The organism is Acidovorax kalamii (assembly GCF_002245625.1).
GTDB classification, from domain to species: domain Bacteria; phylum Pseudomonadota; class Gammaproteobacteria; order Burkholderiales; family Burkholderiaceae_C; genus Acidovorax; species Acidovorax kalamii.
The window spans coordinates 837,044-859,922 of sequence record NZ_NOIG01000004.1 but is presented as its reverse complement, the minus strand read 5'-3'; the positions used below and the strand labels follow the sequence as shown (position 1 = coordinate 859,922).

Sequence of the window (22,879 nt, the reverse complement as noted above, 5' to 3'; positions counted from 1 at the left end):
CTGCAAAATCGGAGGGCTTCTTGCAAGAGGGCACCGTCATGGCGGGTATGATCCAGCCTCTGCATCAAACGCAGTGGCGGACACTCCGCCCAGCCAGTAGGCGTCACCGCCGAAAGCCTTTCTGCCCGTAGCTCAACTGGATAGAGCAATAGCCTTCTAAGCTATAGGTCGGGGGTTCGAGTCCCTCCGGGCAGGCCAAAGCAGCATTTCAGACAGTCTCACAACCTCTCAGAACCCGCATGTTTCCTAGCATTGCGGGTTTTTTGTTGTCTCAGGCCATTTCACTGCGTACCATGACATACCAACAAAAAGTTGGTACTTCTGCCGGTATCTCTGCATACCAACGGAGCAGATACCAACAACAGGGGTACTCATGGCACTTACAGACACCTTTGTGAAGAACGTCAAGCCTGCTGGCTCTGCCACGGGCGAGAAGCACGCGGATGGGCAGGGCCTGTACCTGCACGTCAAACCGGCTGGCAAGTATTGGCGCATGAGTTACCGCCATCTGGGCAAGCAGAAAACGCTGGCGATTGGCGTGTACCCCGCAGTCTCTCTAGCCAAGGCACGCAAGCGCCGCGAAGAAGCCCGCGAACTCCTGGCCGAAGGGCTGGACCCCAGCGCAGCCAAGAAGGCCGAAAAGCTGGCAACCCGCGTAGCCGCAGCCAACACCTTCGAAGCAGTGGCCCGCGAATTCCACGCCACCCAGGCCAGCGGCTGGAGCCCCCGCTATGCGGCGCGGTGGATCGAGCGCATGGAGAAAGACCTGTTCCCGTACATCGGCAAGCTGACACTGCCCGCCATCACCGCCCCCGTGCTGCTGGACGCACTGCGCAAGGTAGAGAAACGCGGGGCCAACGAAACCGCCCACACCCTGCGCCAGACCGCCGGGCAGGTTTTCCGCTACGGTGTGCAGACCGGGCGCTGCGAGCGCAGCCCCGTTACCGACTTGCACGGCGCGTTGAAGCCCATCGTGGTCAAGCACATGGCTGCCGTGCTGGAGCCTGCCAAGGCGGGCGAGCTGTTGCGGGCCATTGACGGCTACACCGGCCAGCCCATGACCAAGGCGGCGCTGGCGTTGTCTGCCCTGCTCTTTCAGCGCCCCGGCAACATCCGGCAGATGGAATGGGCGTGGATTGACTTCGACAAAACCATGTTGACCATTCCATCCCAGGACATGAAGCGGCGGCTGGCACAGAAGATCAATGGCAGACCGCACTTTGTGCCCCTAGCCCCGCAGGCCATCGCCATCTTGAAAGAGCTCCAGCCCCTCACGGGCCATGGCCGCTACGTGTTCCCCAGTCTGCGCACGGGCGAACGGGCCATGAGCGACAACACCATCAATGCAGCCCTGCGGCGCATGGGCTTTGCCTCCGACGAAATGAGCGCCCACGGGTTCCGGGCGATGGCGCGCACCCTGATGATTGAGCGCATCCACGGCATATCCGCCGATGTGATCGAAGCCCAACTGGCGCACGGCAAATCAGGGCCGCTGGGGGCTGCCTATGACCGGGCGGAATTTATGGAGCAACGGCGCAGGATGATGAAAGAGTGGGCGGAGTACTTGGACAAGCTGCGCAGGGGGGCCGATGTAATCCCACTGCATGGCGCTGCATGATGTAACTTGGACCGATTCGCCAGCTCTAGGCTGATCCCCGAAAACCCGTTTCCCCTGACGGGCTGGGCTGGCACCTTTTCAGGGAGCGTGGGGACCGCATGAGAACACCTAGAGACGTCTTCAGGTTTAAAAACGCACTGGCGGAGTTACAAGAACTAGCCTCCGCCCAGAATGCCAAAGAATCCGACGTAGAAAACATCGAGCTCACTGCAGATCAAATTTGCGAAGTCGAAAAATTCAGATGCGGTGAGCTTAGGCACACTCAATTGAGCCGCACCGTTTCCATGTGGCTCAGTTTCGAATCTCTAAATACACGACGTAAAAATCCAATTTTCTTTTCAGATCTGCCAGTTCTCTTGGAACAGGAAACATGGAGCCCCAACGATGCGCTTTTGATACTCGCCGGGGTAGACCCAAGAGGGGCCGTGCTTGATTGGAACACCGAAAATCATCTGGGCGCCGAGACTGGCAGACCTCAAATCAAACATGCCATCTGGTTTACATCGACCTCTGATCTATATGACTACCCAGTTCCTGAGGATTTTGAGAACTCAGCCAAGGATTATGAGAATGCGACCCAGGACCTGATTGAAAACAAGAGCTCAACCCAAGAAGTTCAAAAGCTTCTAAAGCGCGCTGATGATTGGAAGAAATGGTCCAACGATAAGACATCAATCTTTAAAAGCAAAACACTCGCCCTTCGTTCTGAGCTGGTCTATATCCTTAAGCGACGATGGGAAAGTGGCGATCATGATCCATCAATTCGGCGTACGCCGATGTTCTTTGTTCGCTAGGCAGAAGCGAGGGGGTTTGAAATCGAATGGGCCCCTTGGGCCAGAGAGCACGGCTACATAGAAATAACTGAAGAAGCAACCGCCCCACCATTCTTCGACGCTGATAGCGAAGACTATCCCGAGCTACTTCACATAGCGGTTCGCGCATGGGACCACGCTAGGCACCAGACAAGTGCAACCCCAAAAAAGCGAATTCTAGCGTTCGTCACGGAACGATACCCTCACATTTCCGATGGCGCCAAAGATGCAATAGCGTTGATTGCGAACTGGCAAAAAATGGGGGGCAGACCAAAATCAGGGGGGGTAGGTTTATATATACTTCCGAGAAATATTTGACCTTTTTCACTCACGAGAATCTTCATCAAATTGCTTCCGTAACTTCACAGAACGGCAAGCAATGTCACAATTTACTAGCCCCACCCCTACTGCTGCAACCTCGATATCTAAAAAGATATCTGCTAACACAACCGGTGTAATCCGACTGACCTTTGACGCCCTGCCCGACAGCGCATTCATCCGCGAAGCGCAACTGGTGCAGAGCCCCAAGCGCCCCGACAGCCCAGCCCCCCTGCCCTTCAGCGCCCCCACCCTGTGGCGCAAAGTGAAGGCGGGCACGTTCCCCAAGCCGCACCGCCTGTCTGAGCGTGTGACGGCCTGGAAAGTGGGCGACGTGCGCGCATGGATCAACCAACACACCGCCAATGCGTAAGGGGGCACACCATGCACACCGACGCAATCAAGCGGCAGGCACTGGCCGAGATTCTGGCCGCGCATCCGGGCACCGACACCATGGCGCAATGCACACGCATACGGGCTGCGCTGGTCCGCTTTGCACTCAGCACGTTTGAGGCTTCACGCTATCTGGACTGCTACGACCCGCGCGCACGGGTGATGCAACTGCGCCATGCCGGTGACGTGATCCGTACGCACTGGCAGACGGTAGAAACCGAAGGCGGTGGCAAACACCGCGTGGGGCTCTACGTGCTGGAACCCAAGGGGGGCAGCAATGCATAGCTCCATCGAACAATTCAGCGCGGCCATCCGGAGCGCAGGGCTGTGCCCTCCAGAAACCATTGAACCAGGGCGCTGGCATCGGTTCCCAGGTTCCCAAAAAGGCGCGCGAAATCGCGCTGGCTGGTGCTATTTGTTTGACGATCTGAAGGGGGGGTTTTTCGGGGACCACTCAATAGCCTCAAATCATCACTGGAAATCAACCGAAGGGAAGCATCTTTCCGATGCGGATTGGGAGCGCTATCGCCAGCGCATCAATGCCATGAAGGCGCAGCGCGATGCAGAGCAGGCCCAACGCCAGCAGCAAGCCCGGCAGACTGCGGCGGCGCTGTGGCAGGCCGCAGCACCGGCCATGCAGCATGAATACCTGGCACGCAAAGGCATACAGCCCCACGGCGCACGGTGTGACGGGCAGCGGCTGGTGATCCCCTTGCGCGATGTGGACGGCACATTGCACAGCCTGCAAACCATTGCACTGGATGGCGACAAGCGATTTATGCCCGGCGGGCGCGTGGCAGGCTGCTATCACTCCATGGGAAAGCCCCAGGGAGTGCTGGTGGTGTGCGAGGGCTTCGCCACCGGGGCCAGCATCCATGAGGCCACGGGGCACGCGGTGGCTGTGGCCTTCAACGCGGGCAACCTGCTGCCCGTGGCCCAGGCACTGCACGGCAAGTACCCTGCGCTGCGGATCATCGTGGCCGCCGACGATGACTGGCACACCGATGGAAACCCAGGCCTGACCAAAGCCAGCGAGGCGGCGCAAGCGGTGGGCGGCGACCTGTCAAAACCTGACTTTGGCGACAACCGCCCAGAGAAGGCAACGGACTTTAACGACCTGCACCAACTGCTGGGGCTGGACGCGGTGAAGGCGTGCATTGATGGCGCCGTGACTGCATCTACCGACAGCGGCTGGCCTGACCCCGTGCCCCTGCCCAGCGGCCTGCCGCCCGTGGCACCGTTTGATGCAGAGCTGCTGCCCGAGGCGCTGCGGGGCTGGGTGGCAGACATTGCAGACCGTATGCAGTGCCCGCCTGACTTTACGGCGGTGGGGGCTCTGGTGGCCTTATCCAGCCTGATCGGTGCGCGTGCAGTGGTCAAGCCCAAGGCCCGCGACGATTGGGCAGTGCCCCCCAACCTGTGGGGCGCCATCGTAGGCCGCCCCGGTGTGATGAAGTCACCTGCACTGAGCGAGGTTTTGAAGCCCCTGCAGCGCCTTGAAAAAACAGAGCGGGAACATTGGCAGGCAGCGCATGAAGCCTGGCAACTCGATTGCAAAGTGGCCGAGCTGGCAGCCAAGGCCAACGAAAAGCAGGCCGCAGCCCAGGTCGCCAAAGACCCCGCCAGAGCGCGGGCGCTGCTGCAGCCAGTGGACAACATGACACCAGAGCCCACCATGCGGCGCTACGTGGTCAACGATGCCACGGTGGAAAAACTGGCCGAGCTGCTGACGGTGAACCCATGGGGCACGCTGGTTTACCGCGATGAAATCCACGGCCTGCTGTGCAGCATGGACAAGCAGGGGCAAGAAGGCGCACGCGGCTTCTACCTGACGGGCTACGACGGCAACCAGGGCCACGCCGTGGACCGCATCGGGCGCGGTGAATCGTTTGTGCCCCGTGTGTGTCTGGCAATGCTGGGCGGCATCCAGCCCGGCAAGGTGCAGAGCTATGTGCGCGACGCCGTGGCGGGCGGCGCGGGCGATGATGGCTTGCTGCAGCGCTTTGGGCTGACAGTATGGCCCGATGTGAACCGCGAATTTGTCTATGTGGATCGGTGGCCCGACACCCCCGCCAAGCAGGCGGCATGGGCAGTGTTTGAGCGCTTGAATCAACTGCAGCCAGCCACCGATAGCGACGCGCAGGAATGGCGCTTTACGCCCGATGCACAGGCGTTGTTTGAGGAATGGCTGATCCCGTTTGAAACGGAGCTGCGCGGCGAAGAACTGCACCCCGCCCTGGTGTCGCACCTTGCCAAGTACCGCAAGCTGGTGCCAGCCCTGGCGCTGATCTTTGCCCTGGTGGACACGCCCGAAAGCGAACACCTGATCCACGAGCGCGAGCTGATCCGCGCATTGGCATGGGCCGACTACCTGCGCACCCATGCCGAACGCCTGTATGCCGCAGCGGTGATGCCCGAAACCAGCGCAGCCAAACAACTGCTGGACAAGATCAAGGCGGGCAAGCTGGCCGACAGTGACGGCGTTTTGCTGGATGCCTTTGCCCCCCGGCAGGTCGCGGTGAAACACTGGGCAGGACTGGGCACACCAGACGCCGTGCGCAAGGCCGCCGACCTGCTGGCCGACTACGGCTGGCTAGAACGCGAGGCCACAACCAGCGGCGCAAAGGGCGGCAGGCCCGGCGAGCGTTACATCTTGCACCCAGCGCTGGTGAAAGGTGGTGTGTGATGAAGTGGCTTCAGCGCCTGAAATCGGCGCCAACCCTAAACGCCGACGCTTCGAAACCTACAGAACCCGGTTACGTAGGTTTTATAGCGTGCCCCGATGGGGCTTCTGAAAACTTCACAGCCCCAGAGCAGCCACCGGCCAACGAAGCCACGTCAGACCCTGACCGCTGGTGCTGGCCCCATGGCTCTGCGATGAACGCGGAAGAGATTGACGCCTTCACGGCGCGGCTGGCGCGATTCACCGACAAGGGGCTGCCCTTGGGTGACGCCGAAGCCCTGGCCGACAAGCTGGTGACGCGGGACAGGGAAAACGACAGCCGCCGACTGTGCCTGGAGTGCGCCCACCTGCAAGGCGTGAGCCGCTGGGGCTGCGGCAACTGGAAACAAGCAGCCGTCTGCACCCGCCCGGCAGACGCAGGGCTGGCGCATGTGCTGGTGGTGATGCCCCAACACTGCCCAGGATTCAAGGAGCACACGCTATGACCAAGAAGGCCCAGACCCCGGCGGTGCAAAACGGCAACACCGACCCCAATAGCCTGCAGCTACACAAAGACCCGGCGCAAACTGATGCCGCCCAGATCGCAGCAATGGCACTGGGCGGCGTTGCGGCCAACGCGATGACCGCACGCACCTTTGCAAAGGGCACGTTTGGAACGTTGGACGTTACCGAATGCGTGATGACGCTCAAGAAGCGTGTGGACACCACCCACGGCGGCGACCTGAAGCACGCAGAAACCACCCTCACGGCGCAGGCTGCAACGCTGGACGCAATCTTTAACGAGATGGCCCGGCGGGCGGCACTGAACATGGGCGAGTATCTAGACGCCACCGAGCGCTATATGCGGCTGGCACTCAAGGCCCAAGGCCAGTGCCGCGCCACGCTGGAAACGCTGGCCGCCATCAAGAATCCCCCGGCAATCTTTGCCAAGCAAGCCAACATTGCCCACGGGCCGCAGCAGGTGAACAACGACGGTTTCAAGACCAATACGCACGCCCGCGCGCGCGCGAGAAAACCGAGAACCGCGCCAGACGAACTATTAGAGGGGCCGCAGCATGGCAGCACGGACATGGACGACAGAGCAGCGACAACGCCAGCGCGAGGCCATCCAACGGTGGAAGCCCTGGAACCAATCCACCGGCCCCGTAAGCCCCGAAGGAAAAGCGGTGGCGGCGCGTAACGCCTACAAAGGCGCGAAGCGGAAAGAGATGCGAAGGATCTTCACCGAGCTGCGTGGAGCGCTCAGGGTCCAGCGCGAACTGCTGGAATAAGCCCAAGAAGCGCCAAGCTCAGGTGGACTAGGGAGCTATAGTGCCCGCATAAATCCTCGTGTCCGATCAGCCATTCAGCACTTTTGTACCTACGAACTACCGCGAGTATGCAGACATCCTGAGTCAGTCACTCAAGCACACATGCGTTTACGGCAACATGAAAAAAACTAACGTCGCGGCCACGCTTTTCGCGCTATTGGCCACCAATTCATACGCTGATCTTGCTTCGGATATGGGTCGGCTGACCGGTTACACGATCATCCACAGCGGAACAATTACCGGATATCAAGATAGGGGAAAAAAGCGCCAAGATAGCTACGAGGGATGCGACTATGGGCGAGTCATCATCATTGATGACTCTTACACGGTAACTTGCGCAACCTACACATACTCATACGCCTACAGACCTACCGTCACCATACTGTCTCGGAATGGCAGCCTAAAAATGGTGGTCGCAAACGACATTCTTGACGTAAGCAAGTGACGCCCGTGCAGCAATCAGATCAATGGCGGCGGGCCATAGAAAGTCTCAGCGAAATCGACTGGAGACACCCCGCAGTTCCTCACGCACATAAAAATGATCCGTTTGAAAACAATCAAACGGAAATTCGCCAATCAACCATGCCCCCGGTGAACTCATGCAGATTAGGGAACAGCGTGTACTTCAAAGCCATCTGCGCACTTAGCGCACTGCTCGCAACAACGGGCGCAAGCTCGCAGCAAGCGGAAATTGCAACATGCAGAAGCCCTGCTGGTAAGGTGTTCCGACACTTCAGCGGCATCGTGGAAAAGGCAGATGCCGGATGGTCAGATGAAAAAATCTCAGAGGGAGTGCTGACACTCGTGCGGACATCAAACGGAACGCTGGACATGCTGTTCATAGATGCACGCAACAAGCCTATCAGCATGACGCAGGACGGCGCAAAACTCGTGTTGCTTAGGTCATCCGACAGATCAATTTCGGTGCTTGCGCACTACCCTGGCGCAACTACTGAGATCTATTCGTTCTTTCAGGAAAAAGACGGTCGCAATAGATACAGCGTTCTCACCAGCAGAACAGGCCCGCAGGCCACTGTGGAGAAAAGTAGCGTAATGGTCGGCCTATGCGACCCCATCAAATTTGACCTGCTGCCGCGATAAGCGCGCGAGCCGGTAGGCAGGCGAACGACAGCGAATCCGGCGTGGACTTTTCGCAACGCAGCGGGACACTTTCAGAAATGACGGTACTTTTGACGGTACTTTTCTAAATCGAAAACATGAAACCCAGCATCCATGCGGGTTTCAAGGCGCTATGTGAACTCCTCCGGGGCCAATACTCACGCGGTAAAACTCATCCGACTGGCGTTGATTGCGCCAGGGAACAATGCCGAGAATTCCACTTCGGCCAGGCCGCGAACCGCCCCACCCACATCTTCGCTTCATGATGGTCGGCCGGGGATTCTGCGCTCTTGCCGTTAGCGGTTGGGTTGCGGTACGGCCGCATAGTTCATTGCGATGGCCTGCACCACGGCGCCAATCAACGCCGAATCTCCCGCACTCTGTGGCAGCACTTCTTTCACAATCTTGACTGCGTATTCCAACTGCTCCTTGGCCAGGGCCGCAGACATGGCATTGCCACGCTTCTCACTCGGCGACGCATCGCGGACTACAAGATTCATCAGGGGCTCCCAGAAAGCAGTGAAACAAGCAGTATGCGCTGCCTTCTTCTGGAAACACGACCGTTGGAGAAACTAAGTGGGAGAACAGGTCGCGATAGTCGGAACCGGGGCCTGAAAACCACTGCAGAAAGCAAAAAAGCGCTGCAACGTCTCCGTTGCAGCGCTTTGCATTTTTGGGGTGGCTGATGGGGCTCGAACCCACGACAACAGGAATCACAATCCTGGACTCTACCAACTGAGCTACAGCCACCGTAGCTTTGTATTATAGCCTGGGTTTTTGCCCCCAGGACTAAATTGCTTAATTTTCTGCAGTGACTTGGGCTGCAGCGTCAGGACGCGGGGCCTTGATCTGCACCTTGAAGCGCTGCTTCAGCAATTCGTAGTAAGCCAAGCCTTCTGCGGTCGTCAGCCACTGCTCGTACTGCTGGCGCTCCTGCTGGGCACGCTGCGCATCAGGCGCCTGGCGGGGTACCACGCGGTTGACCTTGACCACCATGTAGCCAGCGGTCCCCAGGTCCACGCCCGTCCAGCCGGGCAAGGCATCGGCAGGTGCGCGCAAGGCGGCGTCAATCACTGGGCGGGGCAGGTTCTGGGGTTGTTCACGCGATACTTCCGTCGCTGCAGAAAGGCCCGTGGCCGAAGCAGGCGCTGCCTTCCAGGCGGCCAGCTTGGCCTCGCCTTCCTTGCGCGCCAGTTCGGCCGACTTTTCGGCCACATAGAGGGTGCGCACGCGGGCCCGCACTTCGTCCAGCGGCAAGGTGCGAGCCGGGGTGTAGGTCGTCACGCGGCCTGCGGCCATCTGGCTGGGGCCCACTTCGACGGCTTCGGTGTTGCGCTTGTTCTGCACGGAGTCCGAAGCAAACAGTGCCTCCAGGAACTTGGCATTGGCCAGGGGCCCCTTGGCGCCTGGGGCTGGGGTGCGGGTGACGCCCGTGGCCGTCTGCACCTTGAGCTTGAGCTTGTCGGCCACCGGCTGCAGGCTGTCTGCCTGCTCATACACACCGTTGGTGAAGGACTCGGCCACTTCGGCGAATTTGCGCTGGGCCTGCTGCTGCTTGAGTTCAGCTTCCATCGAGGGACGCAGCTCCTCGAACGAGGGCTGGCGGGGCGTCTTGATGTCGGTCAACTGGATGATGTGAAAGCCAAAATCGCTCTCCACCACATCGCTGATCTCGCCCTTCTTCAGAGCAAAGGCCGCATCTTCGAAAGGCTTGACCATGGCGCCACGGGCGAAGAAGTTGAGGTCTCCGCCGACCACGGCCGAGCCCTTGTCGTCTGAGGATTTCTTCGCCACGTCCGCAAAACTCGCGGGCGCCTTGCGCACCTGGGCAAGCAGTTCGGCAGCGCGGGCCTTGGCCTTCTCGCGGTCTGCAGCCGGTGCATCCTTGGCGGCATTGACGAGGATGTGGCTTGCGCGGCGCTCCTCCTTGGCCGTCATGCGCGCCACGTTTTCCTTGTAATAGGTACGCAGGTCGTCTTCACTCAGGGAGATGGTGGCGCGGACACTGTCGAGGTCCAGCACCACATACTCCACGGCCGCCTGTTCCAGCTGCTGAAACTGCGCGGGATGGGCTTTGTAATAGGCTTCAAGGTCCGCATCCGTGGGCGTGACCTTGCTCGCAAAATCGGATGCATTGAAACGTGCCACCTGGATGTCGCGCCGCTCGTACAAGGCGTTCAGGGCCAGCTTGACCTGTGCATCCGAACCAAAAGCCGAGCCCATCACGCCACCCATGACCTGGTTGATGGAGATGTCGCGGCGCACATTGGCCTCAAAACCCGCAGGCGTGAGGCCCTGGCCGGCCACCAGGGCGCGGTAGGCTTCGGCGTCCAGGGTTCCGTCCGCGCGCTTGAGACCGGCGATCGCCGGGATCTCCTGCAGGCTGCGTGCCAGGCGCGCATCGCTGGTGACGAGGTGCATTTTTTTCGCGGCAGCGGCCAGCACACGGTCGCGCACCAGGCGCTCCAGCGTGGCGTAGCGTGCGCTAGGCGAGTCCAGCAACTTGGGATCGACCGTGGGAGACTGCGCGCGAATGCGGTCCGTCTCCATGCGGTGGGCATTGTCCCAGTCTGTCTGCTTGATATTGTCTCCATCGACACGCGCCACCACCGGGCTCTTTTCAGAGAAGTAGTTGCTGTCAATGCCTACCAGCACAAACGAAGGAATGATCAGCAAGAACAAGAAGATCATCACGATCTTGGAGTGCTTGCGGATGGATTCAAACATGGTCGATCTTTCAAGAGGCAAAAAACAAAAGGCGAACTTGCGTTCGCCTTTGTTCGGTGATGGTGGGTCCTGACGGTCTCGAACCGCCGACCTACTCCGTGTAAAGGAGCCGCTCTACCAACTGAGCTAAGGACCCCACCTAAACTTGATCCTCAGTTCAAGGCATCTTTCAATGCCTTGCCAGGACGGAACTTTGGAACTTTAGCAGCTTTGATTTTAATCGTAGCGCCGGTACGGGGATTGCGGCCCGTGCGGGCAGCGCGCTTGCCCACGGCAAAAGTGCCAAAACCGACGAGCGACACCGTGCCGCCCTTCTTCAGAGTCTTCTTGACAGCCTCGATCGTGGATTCCAGGGCACGCGCAGCAGCGGCCTTGGAGATGTCGGCGTTGGTAGCGATGTGCTCGATCAGTTCGGTTTTGTTCACAAGAAGCCTCTCGGAAAAGAGTTGATGGAATGTCTCGCGGATATCTGGTCTTCACACGTCTGACGGCACAGCCGAAGGCTGATGGGGAACAGGCGGGGGAATGACTGGCATACACAGCAGTGGCTGCTGCATCAGATTAAAGCCATCGAGTTTCAGAGTGTCAATACAGCACGCTGATTTGACGCAGCGTTGCGATGAATTCTAGTCGTATTTCACGCAGCGACAGGGCTTGCCGGGCCGTTTTGTCTCAAACACGCCGTATGGGCAGCATCCCGTATTGACACCCCAATTCTGGCGCCACTCAAACGGCCGATAACGCCTCGGCAATGGCCTTGCCAACGTCCCGCGTGCTGGATTTTCCGCCCAGATCAGGGGTACGCGGCCCGCCACTTTGGGGGTCCAGCACGGCCTCGATCGCGGCCAGCACCGCATCGTGCGCCGCCCGGTAACCCAGGAAGTCCAGCATCATCGCGCCACACCAGATCTGGCCGATGGGGTTGGCAATGCCCTGCCCGGCGATGTCGGGCGCCGAGCCATGCACGGGCTCGAACAGCGACGGCATGGTGCGCGTGGGATTGAGGTTGGCGCTGGGCGCGATGCCGATGGTGCCCGTGCAGGCCGGCCCCAGGTCCGAAAGGATGTCGCCAAACAGGTTGCTGGCCACCACTACATCGAAAAAGTCGGGACGCTGCACGAAATGGGCCGTAAGGATGTCGATGTGGAACTTGTCCACCTTCACATCCGGATACGACTTGGCCATCTCGGCCACACGCTCGTCCCAATATGGCATGGTGATGGCGATGCCGTTGGATTTTGTGGCGCTGGTCAGGTGCTTCTTGGGGCGCGACTGGGCCAGGTCGAAGGCAAACTTCAGCACGCGGTCCACGCCGTGGCGGGACATCACCGTCTCCTGCATCACGATCTCGCGCGGCGTGCCTTCGTACATGCGGCCACCGATGCTGGAGTACTCGCCCTCGGTGTTCTCCCGCACGATCAGCATGTCGATCTCGCCGGGCAGACGCGGGCTGCCGTCGCGGCGCACCACAGGCGCGATCACGCCGGGCATGAGGCGTGCGGGGCGCAGGTTGATGTACTGGTCAAACTCGCGGCGGAACAGCAGCAGCGAACCCCAGAGCGAAACATGGTCGGCAATCTTCTCGGGCCAGCCCACGGCGCCGAAGTAGATGGCCTCATGGCCGCCGATCTGGTCCTTCCAGTTGTCGGGCAGCATCTTGCCGTGCTTCTCGTAGTAGTCCCAGCTCGAAAAGTCGAAATGGTCAAAGTGCAAGTCGATGCCGAACTTGCGCGCAGCCACGTCCAGCACACGCAGGCCCTCGGGCATGACCTCTTTGCCAATGCCGTCACCCGCCACCACGGCAATGCGATGTTTAGCCACGGGAATGCTCCTGAAAATATAGCTACCTGCGCTTACTCAGAGCGCGCAAGCGGCCTAAAAAGCTTGAAAGTTACTTGACGCGAGCCCGGATTTCGGGGAGCGCCTTCTGCAGGTAATACACCATGGACCAGACCGTGAGCACGGCAGATGCCCAGATGAGCCAGGTGCCCCACACGCCCGTGTCGATCAGGCCAAACAGGCGCCCGTCGTACAGCAGGAAGGGGATGGCCAGCATCTGCACCGTGGTCTTCACTTTGCCGATCATGTGCACGGCCACGCTCTTGCTCGCACCGATCTGCGCCATCCACTCGCGCAGCGCCGAGATGGCAATTTCGCGGCCGATGATGATGAGGGCCACAAACACATCGGCACGTTGCAGATGCACCAGCACCAGCAGCGATGCACACACCAGGAACTTGTCGGCCACCGGGTCAAGGAACGCGCCGAAGGAGGAAGTCTGGTTGAGCTTGCGGGCCAGGTAGCCGTCCAGCCAGTCGGTGGCGGCGAACACCACGAACATCACGGTGGCGATGAGATTGCGTGTGGCTGGCTCCAGTGGCGCATAGAACACCCCCACGATCAAAGGTATCGCGACGATGCGCGTCCAGGTCATCAAGGTGGGGATAGTCCAGAACATGGCGGCGATTGTGTCACGGCGCGGCCGTGGAACTGCGCGGGGCTTATCTCAGGGCCTTGTAAATTTCTTCTGCCAACTCGCGCGAGATGCCATCGACGGTGGCCAGGTCCTCAACACTGGCCGCCGCCACGCCGCGCACCCCACCAAACCGCTGCAGCAGCCGCGCGCGCTTCTTGGGGCCGACGCCCGCAATTTCTTCAAGCTGCCCGCCGCCCACCCGCACCTTGGCGCGCGCCGCGCGCATTCCCGTGATGGCAAAGCGGTGCGCCTCGTCGCGGATCTGCGCCACCAGCATCAGCGCGGCCGAATCCTTGCCCAGATAGACCTTCTCGCGCCCATCGGCAAACACCAGCTCTTCCAGGCCCACTTTGCGGCCCTCGCCCTTCTCCACCCCCACGATGCGGGTCAGGTCCAGCCCCAGCGCGGAGAACACCTCGCGCGCCACGCCCACCTGGCCCTTGCCTCCGTCGATGAGCACCAGGTCGGGCAGGCGCGCCTGGCCCTTGGGGCGGGCTGCGGCTTGCGCTTCGGGAGACTTCGCATAGTCGATGCCCCCCTCCTCACGCTGCGCCTCCACCACCTTGCTGTAGCGGCGTGTGAGCACCTGGCGCATGGCGGCGTAGTCGTCGCCGCCGGTGATGCCCTCGATCTTGTAGCGGCGGTATTCGCTGCTCTGCATCTTGTGGTGGTGAAAGACCACACAGGACGCTTGGGTGGATTCGCCCGCCGTGTGCGAGATGTCGAAGCACTCGATGGTGAGCTGGTCCAGATCTTCGGGCGGCAAATCCAGGGCCTCGGCCAGCGCGCGGGTGCGTGCTTGCTGCGAGCCCTCCTCAGCCAGAAGGCGGGCGAGTTGCAGGTCGGCGTTCTTCTGGGCCATGTCCAGCCAGGCGCGGCGCTGTTCGCGGGGCTGGTGGATGGCGTTCACGCGCAGGCCGCTTTGCTCGGTCAGCGCGTCGAGCAGGGCCTTGTCCACCGGCACGCTGGTCACCAGCAGTGGGGGCACAGGCACGCCGATGTAGTGCTGGGCGATGAAGGCTTCAAGCACCAGCACTTCCACGGGCCGGGCAGGCAGAGCAGGCGCGGGGTTTTCCCCTTCAACGCCCTCCACAGCGTCCGTGCCCTCGCCCCCCTCTTCCGCATACACCGCCGCCGCATCCTCGACATGCACCGGAAAGTACGGCCTGTCTCCCAAGTGGCGGCCACCGCGCACCATGGCCAGGTTCACGCAGGCACGGCCGCCTTGCACACGCACAGCCAGGATGTCCACATCCTTGTCATCCACCGTCTCGATGGACTGCTGGTGCAGCACGCGCGACAGCGCCTGGATCTGGTTGCGCACTTCGGCCGCCTGCTCGAATTCGAGCTTGTCCGAATGCGCCATCATGCGCGCCTCCAGCGCCTGCAGCAGCTCCTGCGTTTCACCACGCAGCAGTGCCTCGGCATGCTGCACGTCGGCGGCATAGGCCTCGGGCGAGATCAAGTCCACACAGGGCCCGGTGCAGCGCTTGATCTGGTACAGCAGGCAGGGCCGCGTGCGGTTGGCAAACACCGTGTCTTCGCAGGTGCGCAGCCGGAACACCTTTTGCAGCAGCTGGATGGTTTCCTTCACCGCCCAGGCGCTGGGGTATGGGCCGAAGTAGCGGTGCTTTTTATCAACCGCGCCCCGGTAATAGGCCATGCGCGGAAATACCTGGCCCGGCGCATCGCCCCGCGTGTGAGCGCCCGGTGTGCCAGTGATCTTGAGATAGGGGTAACTCTTGTCGTCTCGGAACAGGATGTTGAACTTGGGGTTCAACGTCTTGATGAGGTTGTTTTCGAGCAGCAGCGCCTCGGCCTCGGAGCGCACCACGGTGGTCTCCATACGCACGATCTTGCTGACCATGTGGCCGATGCGCGTGCCGCCATGGTTCTTCTGGAAGTAGCTGGACACCCGGCGCTTGAGGTTGAGCGCCTTGCCCACATACAGCAGCGCATCCTGCGCGTCGAAATAGCGGTACACGCCCGGCAGCGCAGGCAGCGCAGCCACCTGCGCCAGGAGTTCTTCGGAATGCACATCAGACATGGCGCGTATTGTGGCCTTGTGCGCGCCAGGGATCATTCGCTATGAAATAAATAGCTACTTGCGCATATCTAGCGGGCGGTAGCAGGCTTTTTAATCCAATTTCCCGCCCCCTCCGGGTCACTCCGCCTCGATCTTCGACGTTTTCACCACCTGCGCCCAGTTGGCAAGATCTGCCTTCACCTTGTCGCCCAGCTGCGCCGGGGTCTGGTAGTCGGCCGTGGCGCCCTGCTCCTGCGCCTTCTGCTGGAAGGCCGGGTTCTGCACCACGGTGCGGATATCAGCCGTGAGCTTGTCCACCACGGCCTTGGGCACGGCGGCGGGGGCAAACACCGCAAACCACGAGGTGGCATCCACCTTGGGGTAGCCCGCCTCGGCGGTGGTGGGCACATCGGGCAGGCTGGGCAGGCGCTGCTTGCCCGTCACGGCCAGCACGCGCAGCTTGCCGCTGGCGATGTGGGGCATGAAGGGGGGCGCGGTGCCGAATGTCAGGTCCACCTGGCCGCCCAGCAGATCCTGCAGCGCGGGGCCCGTGCCTTTGTAGGGCACGTGGACCATCTTGATGCCACCCTGCTGCTCCAGCATGGCACCTGTGACGTGCTGCAGCGAGCCGTTGCCCGACGAGGCGTAGTTGAGCTTGCCGGGGTGGGCCTTGGCGTAGGCGATCAGCTCGGGCAGCGTCTTCACCGGCAGGTCGGCCCGCACCACGATGATCTGCGGGGCCGAGATGACATTGGCCACGGGCTGGAAGTCGGCCTGCTCCCACTGCTTTTGTTTGGTGATGTGGGGCGAGATGACGTGGTAGCCCGAGTACTGCATGAGCAGCGTGTAGCCATCGGCCTCGGCCCGCTTGACGGCGCTGGCGGCAATGTTGCCGTTGCCACCGCCCTTGTTGTCCACGATGACCGACTGGCCCAGCACCGGAGCCAGGGCCTGCGCCAACATGCGGGCCGACAGGTCGGTGGTGCCGCCTGCGGCGGTGGGCACCACCAGGGTGACGTTTTTGGACGGGTAGGCGCCCTGCGCCGATGCATGGCCAACAAAGCCGGTGGCCAGTGCGACCAGAGCCAGGGTGGTGAATTGTTTACGGGTGGTTTGCATGAAAGGAATGTCTCCGTTGTCGTTGTTGTCAAAAATCTGAATTGCGAGAGCGGGAGGGCGCGGAGGAAGCGCTGGTCAATCGACCGTGGCGCCCGTGTCCTTGACCACGCGGCTCCACTTGGGCAGGTCGGACTGCACCAGCGCTGCCAGCTGCGCCGCCGTGCCCTTGAAGGGCTCGCAGCCCACGGTGGCCAGCTTGTCCACCACATCCTTGTGTTCCAGCGCACGCGCCACTTCGGCCTGCAGCTGCGTCACGATGGGCGCGGGCGTGCCGGCCGGGGCAAACAGCGCGTACCAGGGCGCCTGGCCAAAGCCCTTGATGGTTTCGCCAATCGTGGGTACATCGGGCAGCGCGGCCACGCGCTTTTCATTGACCACGCCCAGCACCTTGAGCTTGCTCGCCTTGATGAACGCGATGGCCGACGGCAGGCTTTGCACCGACAGCGGCACCTGCCCGCCCACCACGTCGGTGGCGGCAGCCGCCGAGCCCTTGTACGGGATGTGCTGCAGCTGGATGCCTGCGGCCTTTTGCAGCATCTCGCCGATCAGATGATTCAGCGTGCCGTTGCCCGCCGAGGCAATCGAATACTTGCCAGGGCTGGCCTTGGCCAAATTCACCAGCTCGGCCACGTTGTTGGCGGGAAATGACGGGTGCGCCACCAGCACATAACCGGCCGTGGCGATAGGGGCCACGGGGGCAAAGTCCTTCACCGGGTCAAAGCCGGGGTTCTTGTACAGCGCGGGGCCAATCACATGGGCGCTGTCGGCCGTCAGCAGCAGGGTGTAGCCATCGTTGCGCGCGCGGGCCGTGGTGCCCGTGGCCAGCGTGCCGCCGGCACCAGGGCGGTTCTCCACGATCACGCTCTGGCCCAGTTGCTCGCCGAGCTTTTGCGCCACCACGCGCGCAATGGCGTCGTTGGCGCCGCCCGCAGCCTGGGGCACGACCACGGTGATGGGCTTGGAGGGGTACTTGTCCTGCGCGCCCGCCGCGAAGGCGGCAGAGCAGAACACGGCGGCCGTGAAGAGTCGGCGGGACAGTGGGGTGGCGAAGGTCATGGCTTTTGTCTCCTGTTGTGATGGTGGGGTGCTGGCGCGCCAGCTTTCAGCGGGACAGCGCTCTTTCGCGGATGGCATCGAAATCGGCAGGCACCGGGTGCAGCGTCAACCGCGGCCCCGCCTTGGCGATCTGGCTCGGAATGTCGTGGCCGATGAGCGCAGGCAGCTGCTGCGCGGCGGCCACCAGTTGCGCCAGATCCACCCCCGTGTCATAGCCCATCAACCCCAGCGCGTGCACGATCTCTTCGCTGCACACATTGCCGCTGGCGCCCGGCGCGTAGGGGCAACCGCCCAGGCCGCCCAGCGAGGCGTCAAACCGGTCTGCCCCCGCGCCGATGGCGGCGAGCACATTGGCCAGCCCCATGCCCCGCGTGTTGTGGAAATGCAGGGTGAACTCCACCCCCGGCCAGCGTGCGCGGGCGGCCGCCGCGAGCTGGTGCACCTGCGTGGGGTAAGCCATGCCCGTGGTGTCGCACAGCGTGATGCCACGCACGCCCATATCCACAAAACGCTGCACCCAGCCGAACACATCGGCCTGTGCCACATCACCTTCCATGGGGCAACCGAAAACACAGGACAGCGACACATTCACCGCCACATTGGCGCCCTGCGCCAGGGCCACCACCTGCGCCAGTGCGGTGAACGACTGTTCCTGCGTCATGCGCAGATTGGCGAGGTTGTGGGTGGCGCTGACGGACATCACCAGATTCAGCTCGTCCGTGCGCGACTCGATGGCGCGCTCTGCCCCGCGCAGATTGGGCACCAGCGCGGTGTAGACCGTGCCAGGGCGGCGCGTGATCTCGCGCATCACGATCTCGGCGTCTTTCAGCGCGGGGATGGCGGTGGGTGATGTGAATGAAGTCACTTCGATCTTGGACAGGCCCGCTGCCGACAGCGCATTGCACAGCGCGATTTTGTCGGCCGTGGGCACAAAGGCCTTCTCCATCTGCAGGCCATCGCGCAGGCCGACTTCCTGCATGTGGATGCGGCGGTTCGCCCCCTGCCACACGGTGCTGGATGCACTCATTGGATCACCCCCTTGCTGCGCAGCAGCGCAATCTGTTCGGCCGTCAAACCAGCCTCAGCCAGCACCGCATCGGTGTCATCGCCCAGGTGCGGCGCACTGCGGCGGATGCTGCCCGGCGTGGCCGAGAGCTTGGGCACGATGCCCGGCACCTCCACGCTGTAGCCATCGCGCGTCTCTTGCGTCAGCAGCATGTCGCGGGCCCGGTAGTGCGGGTCTTCGGCAATGTCTTTGGCGGTGTAGACCTTGCCTGCGGGCACACGGGCTGCGCCCAGGGTCTCCATCACCTGCTGTACCGAGCGGGCGGCCGTCCAGGCGCCAATCGCGGCGTCGATTTCGCCCACCCGCGCCACGCGGCCGGTGTTGCTGCCCAGGTCGGGGGCGTCGGCCAGGTCCTGGCGGCCGATGGCCGTCATCAGCCGCTTGAAGATGCTGTCGCCATTGCCCGCCACCAGCACCCAGCCGTCCTGGCAGGGGTAGGCGTTGCTGGGCGCAATGCCCGGCAGCGCGCTGCCCGCCGCCTCGCGCACCGCGCCAAAGGCGCTGTATTCAGGGATCAGGCTTTCCATCACGTTGAACACGGCTTCGTGCAGCGCCACGTCAATCACCTGGCCTTTGCCGCCGTGGACCTTGCGGTGGTACAGCGCCGTGAGCACGCCGATGGTGCCGTGCAGCGCCGCCAGCGTGTCGCCTATGGACACGCCCACACGCACCGGCACACGGCCCGGTTCGGCCGTCAAGTGGCGCAGCCCGCCCATGGCTTCGCCAATCACGCCAAAACCCGGCAGGTCGCGGTACGGCCCGGTCTGGCCGTAGCCCGAGATGCGCAAGATGACGAGGCCAGGGTTCAGCGCGTGCAGCTCGTCGGGCGACATGCCCCAGCCCTCCAGCGTGCCGGGGCGGAAGTTCTCGACCAGCACGTCGGCCTCAGCGATGAGTTGGCGGGCAATGTCCTGGCCTTCCTTTTGGCGCAGGTCCAGCGCCACCGAACGCTTGTTGCGCGACTGCACCTGCCACCAGACGGAGGTGCCCTCCTTGATCAAACGCCAGTTGCGCAGGGGGTCGCCCGTCTCGGGGGCTTCGATCTTGATCACATCGGCGCCAAACTCGCCCAGCGTCTTGCCGCAGAACGGCCCGGCAATGAGCTGGCCCATTTCGATGACGCGCACGCCTTGCAAGGCGGCGGGGGAAGCAATGGAATCCATGGGTGGGGTTGTCTCCTGCGGCCAGCCCCACGCTGGGGTGGCTCGGGGCGAATGATGCGCAGGGCGCGCGGGGCCGTAAATCGCTCAAGCAACAAGATGCCATCGCAAACCGGCATGGCAGTTGCGGCGCTTGTTACCATCAGCAACTCATGAAACTCGACCCCGTCTCCCTGCGCCTGTTTGTGGCCGTGATGGAAGAAAGCACCATCGCCGCCGCCGCTGCGCGCGAGCACATTGCCGCATCGGCCGTGAGCCGCCGTCTGGCCGACCTGGAAGACGCCCTGCGGGTGCCCCTGTTCACGCGCAGCAACAAGGGCACCGAGCCCACGGCTGCCGCCTATGCGCTGCTGAACTTGGCGCGCGGTGTGCTCAACGACCTGGACGGCATCGCCAGCCAGATGCGCGACTACGGCGCGGGCGTACGCGGCCACGTGCGGGTGGTGGCCAACATCTCGGCCATCACGCAGTTTTTGCCCGCACAGTTGCAGAGCTTCATGGCGCTGCACCCGCAGGTGGATGTGCGCCTGCAGGAGCAGATCAGCACGGCCATCGCCCAGTCCGTGGCCGAAAACGCGGCCGATGTGGGCATCCTCAACCAGGGCCAGTACGGCGAGCGCGTGGTGCAACTGCCCTACCGCACCGACGAGCTGGTGCTGGTGGTGCCCACAAGCCATCCCCTGGCGCGGCGCAAATCGGCCCGCCTGGCCGACGCCCTGCCCTATGACTTTGTGGGCGCGCACCCGGGCAGCGCCATCAACAACCAGCTGACCCGCGCGGCCTCTGAAGCCGGCTTGCCGCTGCGCCTGCGCATGCAGGTCACCAGCTACGACGCGCTGTGCCTGATGGTGGCCGCTGGCCTGGGCGTGGGCGTAATGCCGCGTGGCAGCGCCGCGCTGTACAAGGGCTCGCAGCCCATCCGTGTGGTCACACTGAACGAGACCTGGGCACACCGGCAGCTGGTGCTGTGCGTGCGCTCGGAAGAATCTCTCTCCAGCGTGGCGCGGTTGCTGGTAGACCACCTGCGTGCGCCACCAACTACACCCGCCCCATGACCACGCGCCCCCCCCTCCCTGCCCTGCAATGGGATGTGTTCTGCCGCGTGATCGACAACTTTGGCGACATCGGCGTGTGTTGGCGTCTGGTGACGCAACTCGCCAGTCTGGGCCACCGCGTGCGGCTGTGGGTGGACGACGCCTCGGCCCTCACGTGGATGGCGCCCGCAGGCTGCCCGGGCGTGGAGTTGCGTGCCTGGGGATCGCCCCCGCCCGACCCCACCGAGCCGAAGCCCGATGTAATGGTGGAGGCGTTCGGCTGCGAGATTGCTCCTGAATTCATAGCATATAGCGCATGCCAGTCGCGCGCAGGTGGCAAAAAGCCTGTGTGGATCAACCTGGAGTACCTGTCGGCGGAAAGTTATGTGGAGCGCACCCACCGGCTGCCGTCACCCCTCCTGTCGGGGCCCGCTGCGGGCTGGACACGCTGGTTCTTCTACCCCGGCTTCACGCCCGCCACGGGCGGGCTGCTGCGCGAGCCCGACCTGATGGCCTTGCGCCAGGCGTTTGACCGCACCGCCTGGCGCCAGGCGCACGCCGAAGCGTTTGGCCTGGACAACGACGGCCCAGAGCAGCGCTGGGTGTCGCTGTTCTGCTACGAACCCGCAGCCCTGCCCGAGCTGCTGCAGCGCAGCCAGGCCCAGCCCACGCAGTTGCTGGTCACGCCAGGCCGCCCCACGGCGGCGGTGCAGGCCGCGCTTGGTGCTGCCAAAAATCATGCTCAAAATGCCTGCCTAGGCGCGCCTGACAAGCTCGGGCAGCTATACATTTCATATTTGCCCGCGCGCCCCCAGGCGGCGTTTGACGACATGCTGTGGGCCTGTGACCTGAACTTTGTGCGCGGCGAGGACTCGCTGGTGCGGGCGCTGTGGGCCGGGCAGGCCCTGGTCTGGCAGATCTACCCCCAGCACGACAACGCCCACCACGACAAGCTCTGGGCGTTTCTGGATTGGCTGCAGGCCCCAGAATCGCTGCGGCAGTTCCATGCCACCTGGAACGGGCTCAACACCGCGCCCCTGCAGTGGCCCGGCGATGACACCCTGGCCGAATGGACCGCCTGCACGGTGGCGGCGCGCGCGCGCCTGCTGACGCAAGACAACCTTGTGGCGCAACTTTTGGGCTTTGTCGCCGAAAAACGGTAAAATCCGAGGCTTTGCGCAAATGAGGTGCGGCACACCGGTGCCCAGCCCTCGCGCATTCCCGCCGCGGAACATGCATCGGCACGGCGCGCCTTCTGCCTCCCCAGCGAGACAACAGAAAGCCACCGGCCCGCGCGTTGAGCGGCCCCAACCCAAGCAACTCGCTATGAAAATCGCTCAAGAAATCCGCGCCGGCAACGTGATCATGCACGGCAAGGACCCCATGGTTGTCCTGAAGACCGAATACGCCCGTGGCGGCCGCGGTGCAGCCACCGTGCGCATGAAGCTCAAGAGCCTGATCGGCAACTTCGGCACCGAAGTCGTGTTCAAGGCCGACGACAAGATCGACAACGTGATCCTGGACAAGAAGGAATGCACCTACTCCTACTTCGCCGATCCCATGTATGTGTGCATGGACACCGAGTACAACCAGTACGAAGTCGAAGCCGAAAACATGGGCGACTCGCTGAACTACCTGGAAGACGGCATGGCTGTTGAAGTGGTGTTCTACGACGGCAAGGCCATCTCGGTCGAACTGCCCACCAGCGTCGAGCGCGAAATCACCTGGACGGAACCCGCCGTCAAGGGCGACACCTCCGGCAAGGTCATGAAGCCCGCCAAGATCGCCACCGGCTTCGAAGTGCCCGTGCCGCTGTTCGTCAGCCAAGGCGACCGCATCGAAATCGACACGCGCACCGGCGAATACCGCAAGCGCGTCTGAGGCAGCTTCTGCCCCGGCCCACAAAAAAGGCTTCCCTCGGGAAGCCTTTTTTACTGGTTTTTTTGGGGCCTGGCGCCTGAT

The 22,879-nt window shown here is 62.5% G+C and carries 21 protein-coding genes and 3 tRNA genes; 12 read left to right on the top strand and 12 right to left on the bottom strand.

Going from position 1 to position 22,879, the window contains the following annotated elements; all coding sequences use genetic code 11:
• Window positions 1–121 precede the first annotated feature (121 nt).
• The 9 genes from CBY09_RS07065 (at window position 122) to CBY09_RS23655 (ending at window position 8,235) form a co-directional block, all read left to right on the top strand.
• A tRNA-Arg gene (locus CBY09_RS07065) sits at window positions 122–198 on the top strand.
• A 175-nt stretch (window positions 199–373) separates the two neighbouring features.
• Window positions 374–1,618: a tyrosine-type recombinase/integrase gene (locus CBY09_RS07060; RefSeq protein ID WP_094287768.1), complete on the top strand. Its 1,245-nt coding sequence runs from the start codon at window positions 374–376 to the stop codon at window positions 1,616–1,618.
• 98 nt (window positions 1,619–1,716) lie between these two features.
• Window positions 1,717–2,412 carry a hypothetical protein gene (locus CBY09_RS23660; protein WP_133066247.1) on the top strand — a complete coding sequence of 232 codons (696 nt, stop codon included), beginning with the start codon at window positions 1,717–1,719 and terminating at the stop codon, window positions 2,410–2,412.
• 532 nt (window positions 2,413–2,944) lie between these two features.
• Complete coding sequence (locus CBY09_RS07055) at window positions 2,945–3,121, top strand: helix-turn-helix transcriptional regulator (RefSeq protein ID WP_338025243.1); 177 nt, start codon at window positions 2,945–2,947, stop codon at window positions 3,119–3,121.
• 11 nt (window positions 3,122–3,132) lie between these two features.
• Window positions 3,133–3,426: a helix-turn-helix domain-containing protein gene (locus CBY09_RS07050; RefSeq protein ID WP_165773870.1), complete on the top strand. Its 294-nt coding sequence runs from the start codon at window positions 3,133–3,135 to the stop codon at window positions 3,424–3,426.
• A 259-nt stretch (window positions 3,427–3,685) separates the two neighbouring features.
• On the top strand, window positions 3,686–5,827 hold the full coding sequence (locus CBY09_RS07045) for a DUF3987 domain-containing protein (protein WP_240515605.1): 2,142 nt from the start codon (window positions 3,686–3,688) through the stop codon (window positions 5,825–5,827).
• A gap of 191 nt (window positions 5,828–6,018) precedes the next feature.
• Window positions 6,019–6,309 (top strand): hypothetical protein, encoded by a 291-nt coding sequence (locus CBY09_RS07040; RefSeq protein ID WP_094287760.1) that lies wholly within the window; start codon window positions 6,019–6,021, stop codon window positions 6,307–6,309.
• On the top strand, window positions 6,306–7,004 hold the full coding sequence (locus CBY09_RS07035; RefSeq protein WP_094287758.1) for a hypothetical protein: 699 nt from the start codon (window positions 6,306–6,308) through the stop codon (window positions 7,002–7,004). The genes CBY09_RS07040 and CBY09_RS07035 overlap by 4 nt, the downstream gene beginning before the upstream one ends.
• 580 nt (window positions 7,005–7,584) lie before the next feature.
• Window positions 7,585–8,235 carry a hypothetical protein gene (locus CBY09_RS23655; protein WP_133066246.1) on the top strand — a complete coding sequence of 217 codons (651 nt, stop codon included), beginning with the start codon at window positions 7,585–7,587 and terminating at the stop codon, window positions 8,233–8,235.
• A gap of 314 nt (window positions 8,236–8,549) precedes the next feature.
• Here the strand turns inward: CBY09_RS23655 and CBY09_RS07025 are convergent, their stop codons facing one another.
• The 12 genes from CBY09_RS07025 to CBY09_RS06970 form a co-directional block, all read right to left on the bottom strand.
• Window positions 8,550–8,753: a hypothetical protein gene (locus CBY09_RS07025; protein WP_094287754.1), complete on the bottom strand. Its 204-nt coding sequence runs from the start codon at window positions 8,751–8,753 to the stop codon at window positions 8,550–8,552.
• A 174-nt stretch (window positions 8,754–8,927) separates the two neighbouring features.
• A tRNA-His gene (locus CBY09_RS07020) sits at window positions 8,928–9,003 on the bottom strand.
• Between the two features lie 48 nt (window positions 9,004–9,051).
• Window positions 9,052–10,980 (bottom strand): SurA N-terminal domain-containing protein, encoded by a 1,929-nt coding sequence (locus CBY09_RS07015; protein ID WP_094287752.1) that lies wholly within the window; start codon window positions 10,978–10,980, stop codon window positions 9,052–9,054.
• Between the two features lie 60 nt (window positions 10,981–11,040).
• Window positions 11,041–11,116: transfer RNA gene (locus tag CBY09_RS07010), tRNA-Val, on the bottom strand.
• A gap of 16 nt (window positions 11,117–11,132) precedes the next feature.
• Window positions 11,133–11,405, bottom strand: a complete 273-nt coding sequence (locus CBY09_RS07005) for an HU family DNA-binding protein (protein ID WP_008906675.1) — start codon at window positions 11,403–11,405, stop codon at window positions 11,133–11,135.
• 301 nt (window positions 11,406–11,706) lie between these two features.
• Entirely contained in the window at window positions 11,707–12,801 is a 1,095-nt protein-coding gene (locus CBY09_RS07000) for a tartrate dehydrogenase (RefSeq protein ID WP_094287750.1), read from the bottom strand.
• A 70-nt stretch (window positions 12,802–12,871) separates the two neighbouring features.
• The gene (gene pgsA, locus CBY09_RS06995; protein ID WP_094287748.1) at window positions 12,872–13,438 is read right to left on the bottom strand and encodes a CDP-diacylglycerol--glycerol-3-phosphate 3-phosphatidyltransferase; all 567 of its coding nucleotides are present in this window, start codon (window positions 13,436–13,438) and stop codon (window positions 12,872–12,874) included.
• Between the two features lie 43 nt (window positions 13,439–13,481).
• Window positions 13,482–15,503 (bottom strand): excinuclease ABC subunit UvrC, encoded by a 2,022-nt coding sequence (uvrC, locus tag CBY09_RS06990; RefSeq protein ID WP_094288100.1) that lies wholly within the window; start codon window positions 15,501–15,503, stop codon window positions 13,482–13,484.
• Window positions 15,504–15,620: 117 nt separating this feature from the next.
• Window positions 15,621–16,601 carry a Bug family tripartite tricarboxylate transporter substrate binding protein gene (locus CBY09_RS06985; RefSeq protein WP_094287746.1) on the bottom strand — a complete coding sequence of 327 codons (981 nt, stop codon included), beginning with the start codon at window positions 16,599–16,601 and terminating at the stop codon, window positions 15,621–15,623.
• Between the two features lie 75 nt (window positions 16,602–16,676).
• Window positions 16,677–17,657 carry a Bug family tripartite tricarboxylate transporter substrate binding protein gene (locus CBY09_RS06980; RefSeq protein WP_094287744.1) on the bottom strand — a complete coding sequence of 327 codons (981 nt, stop codon included), beginning with the start codon at window positions 17,655–17,657 and terminating at the stop codon, window positions 16,677–16,679.
• Between the two features lie 46 nt (window positions 17,658–17,703).
• The gene (locus CBY09_RS06975) at window positions 17,704–18,684 is read right to left on the bottom strand and encodes a hydroxymethylglutaryl-CoA lyase (protein ID WP_094287742.1); all 981 of its coding nucleotides are present in this window, start codon (window positions 18,682–18,684) and stop codon (window positions 17,704–17,706) included.
• Window positions 18,681–19,886, bottom strand: a complete 1,206-nt coding sequence (locus CBY09_RS06970) for a CaiB/BaiF CoA transferase family protein (protein WP_094287740.1) — start codon at window positions 19,884–19,886, stop codon at window positions 18,681–18,683. The genes CBY09_RS06975 and CBY09_RS06970 overlap by 4 nt, the downstream gene beginning before the upstream one ends.
• Before the next feature lie 149 nt (window positions 19,887–20,035).
• Between CBY09_RS06970 and CBY09_RS06965 the strand changes: the two genes are divergently transcribed.
• The 3 genes from CBY09_RS06965 (at window position 20,036) to efp (ending at window position 22,798) form a co-directional block, all read left to right on the top strand.
• Window positions 20,036–20,938 (top strand): LysR family transcriptional regulator, encoded by a 903-nt coding sequence (locus CBY09_RS06965; RefSeq protein ID WP_094287738.1) that lies wholly within the window; start codon window positions 20,036–20,038, stop codon window positions 20,936–20,938.
• Window positions 20,935–22,080 carry an elongation factor P maturation arginine rhamnosyltransferase EarP gene (earP, locus tag CBY09_RS06960; RefSeq protein ID WP_094287736.1) on the top strand — a complete coding sequence of 382 codons (1,146 nt, stop codon included), beginning with the start codon at window positions 20,935–20,937 and terminating at the stop codon, window positions 22,078–22,080. The genes CBY09_RS06965 and earP overlap by 4 nt, the downstream gene beginning before the upstream one ends.
• 163 nt (window positions 22,081–22,243) lie before the next feature.
• Complete coding sequence (efp, locus tag CBY09_RS06955; RefSeq protein ID WP_094287734.1) at window positions 22,244–22,798, top strand: elongation factor P; 555 nt, start codon at window positions 22,244–22,246, stop codon at window positions 22,796–22,798.
• Window positions 22,799–22,879 lie beyond the last annotated feature (81 nt).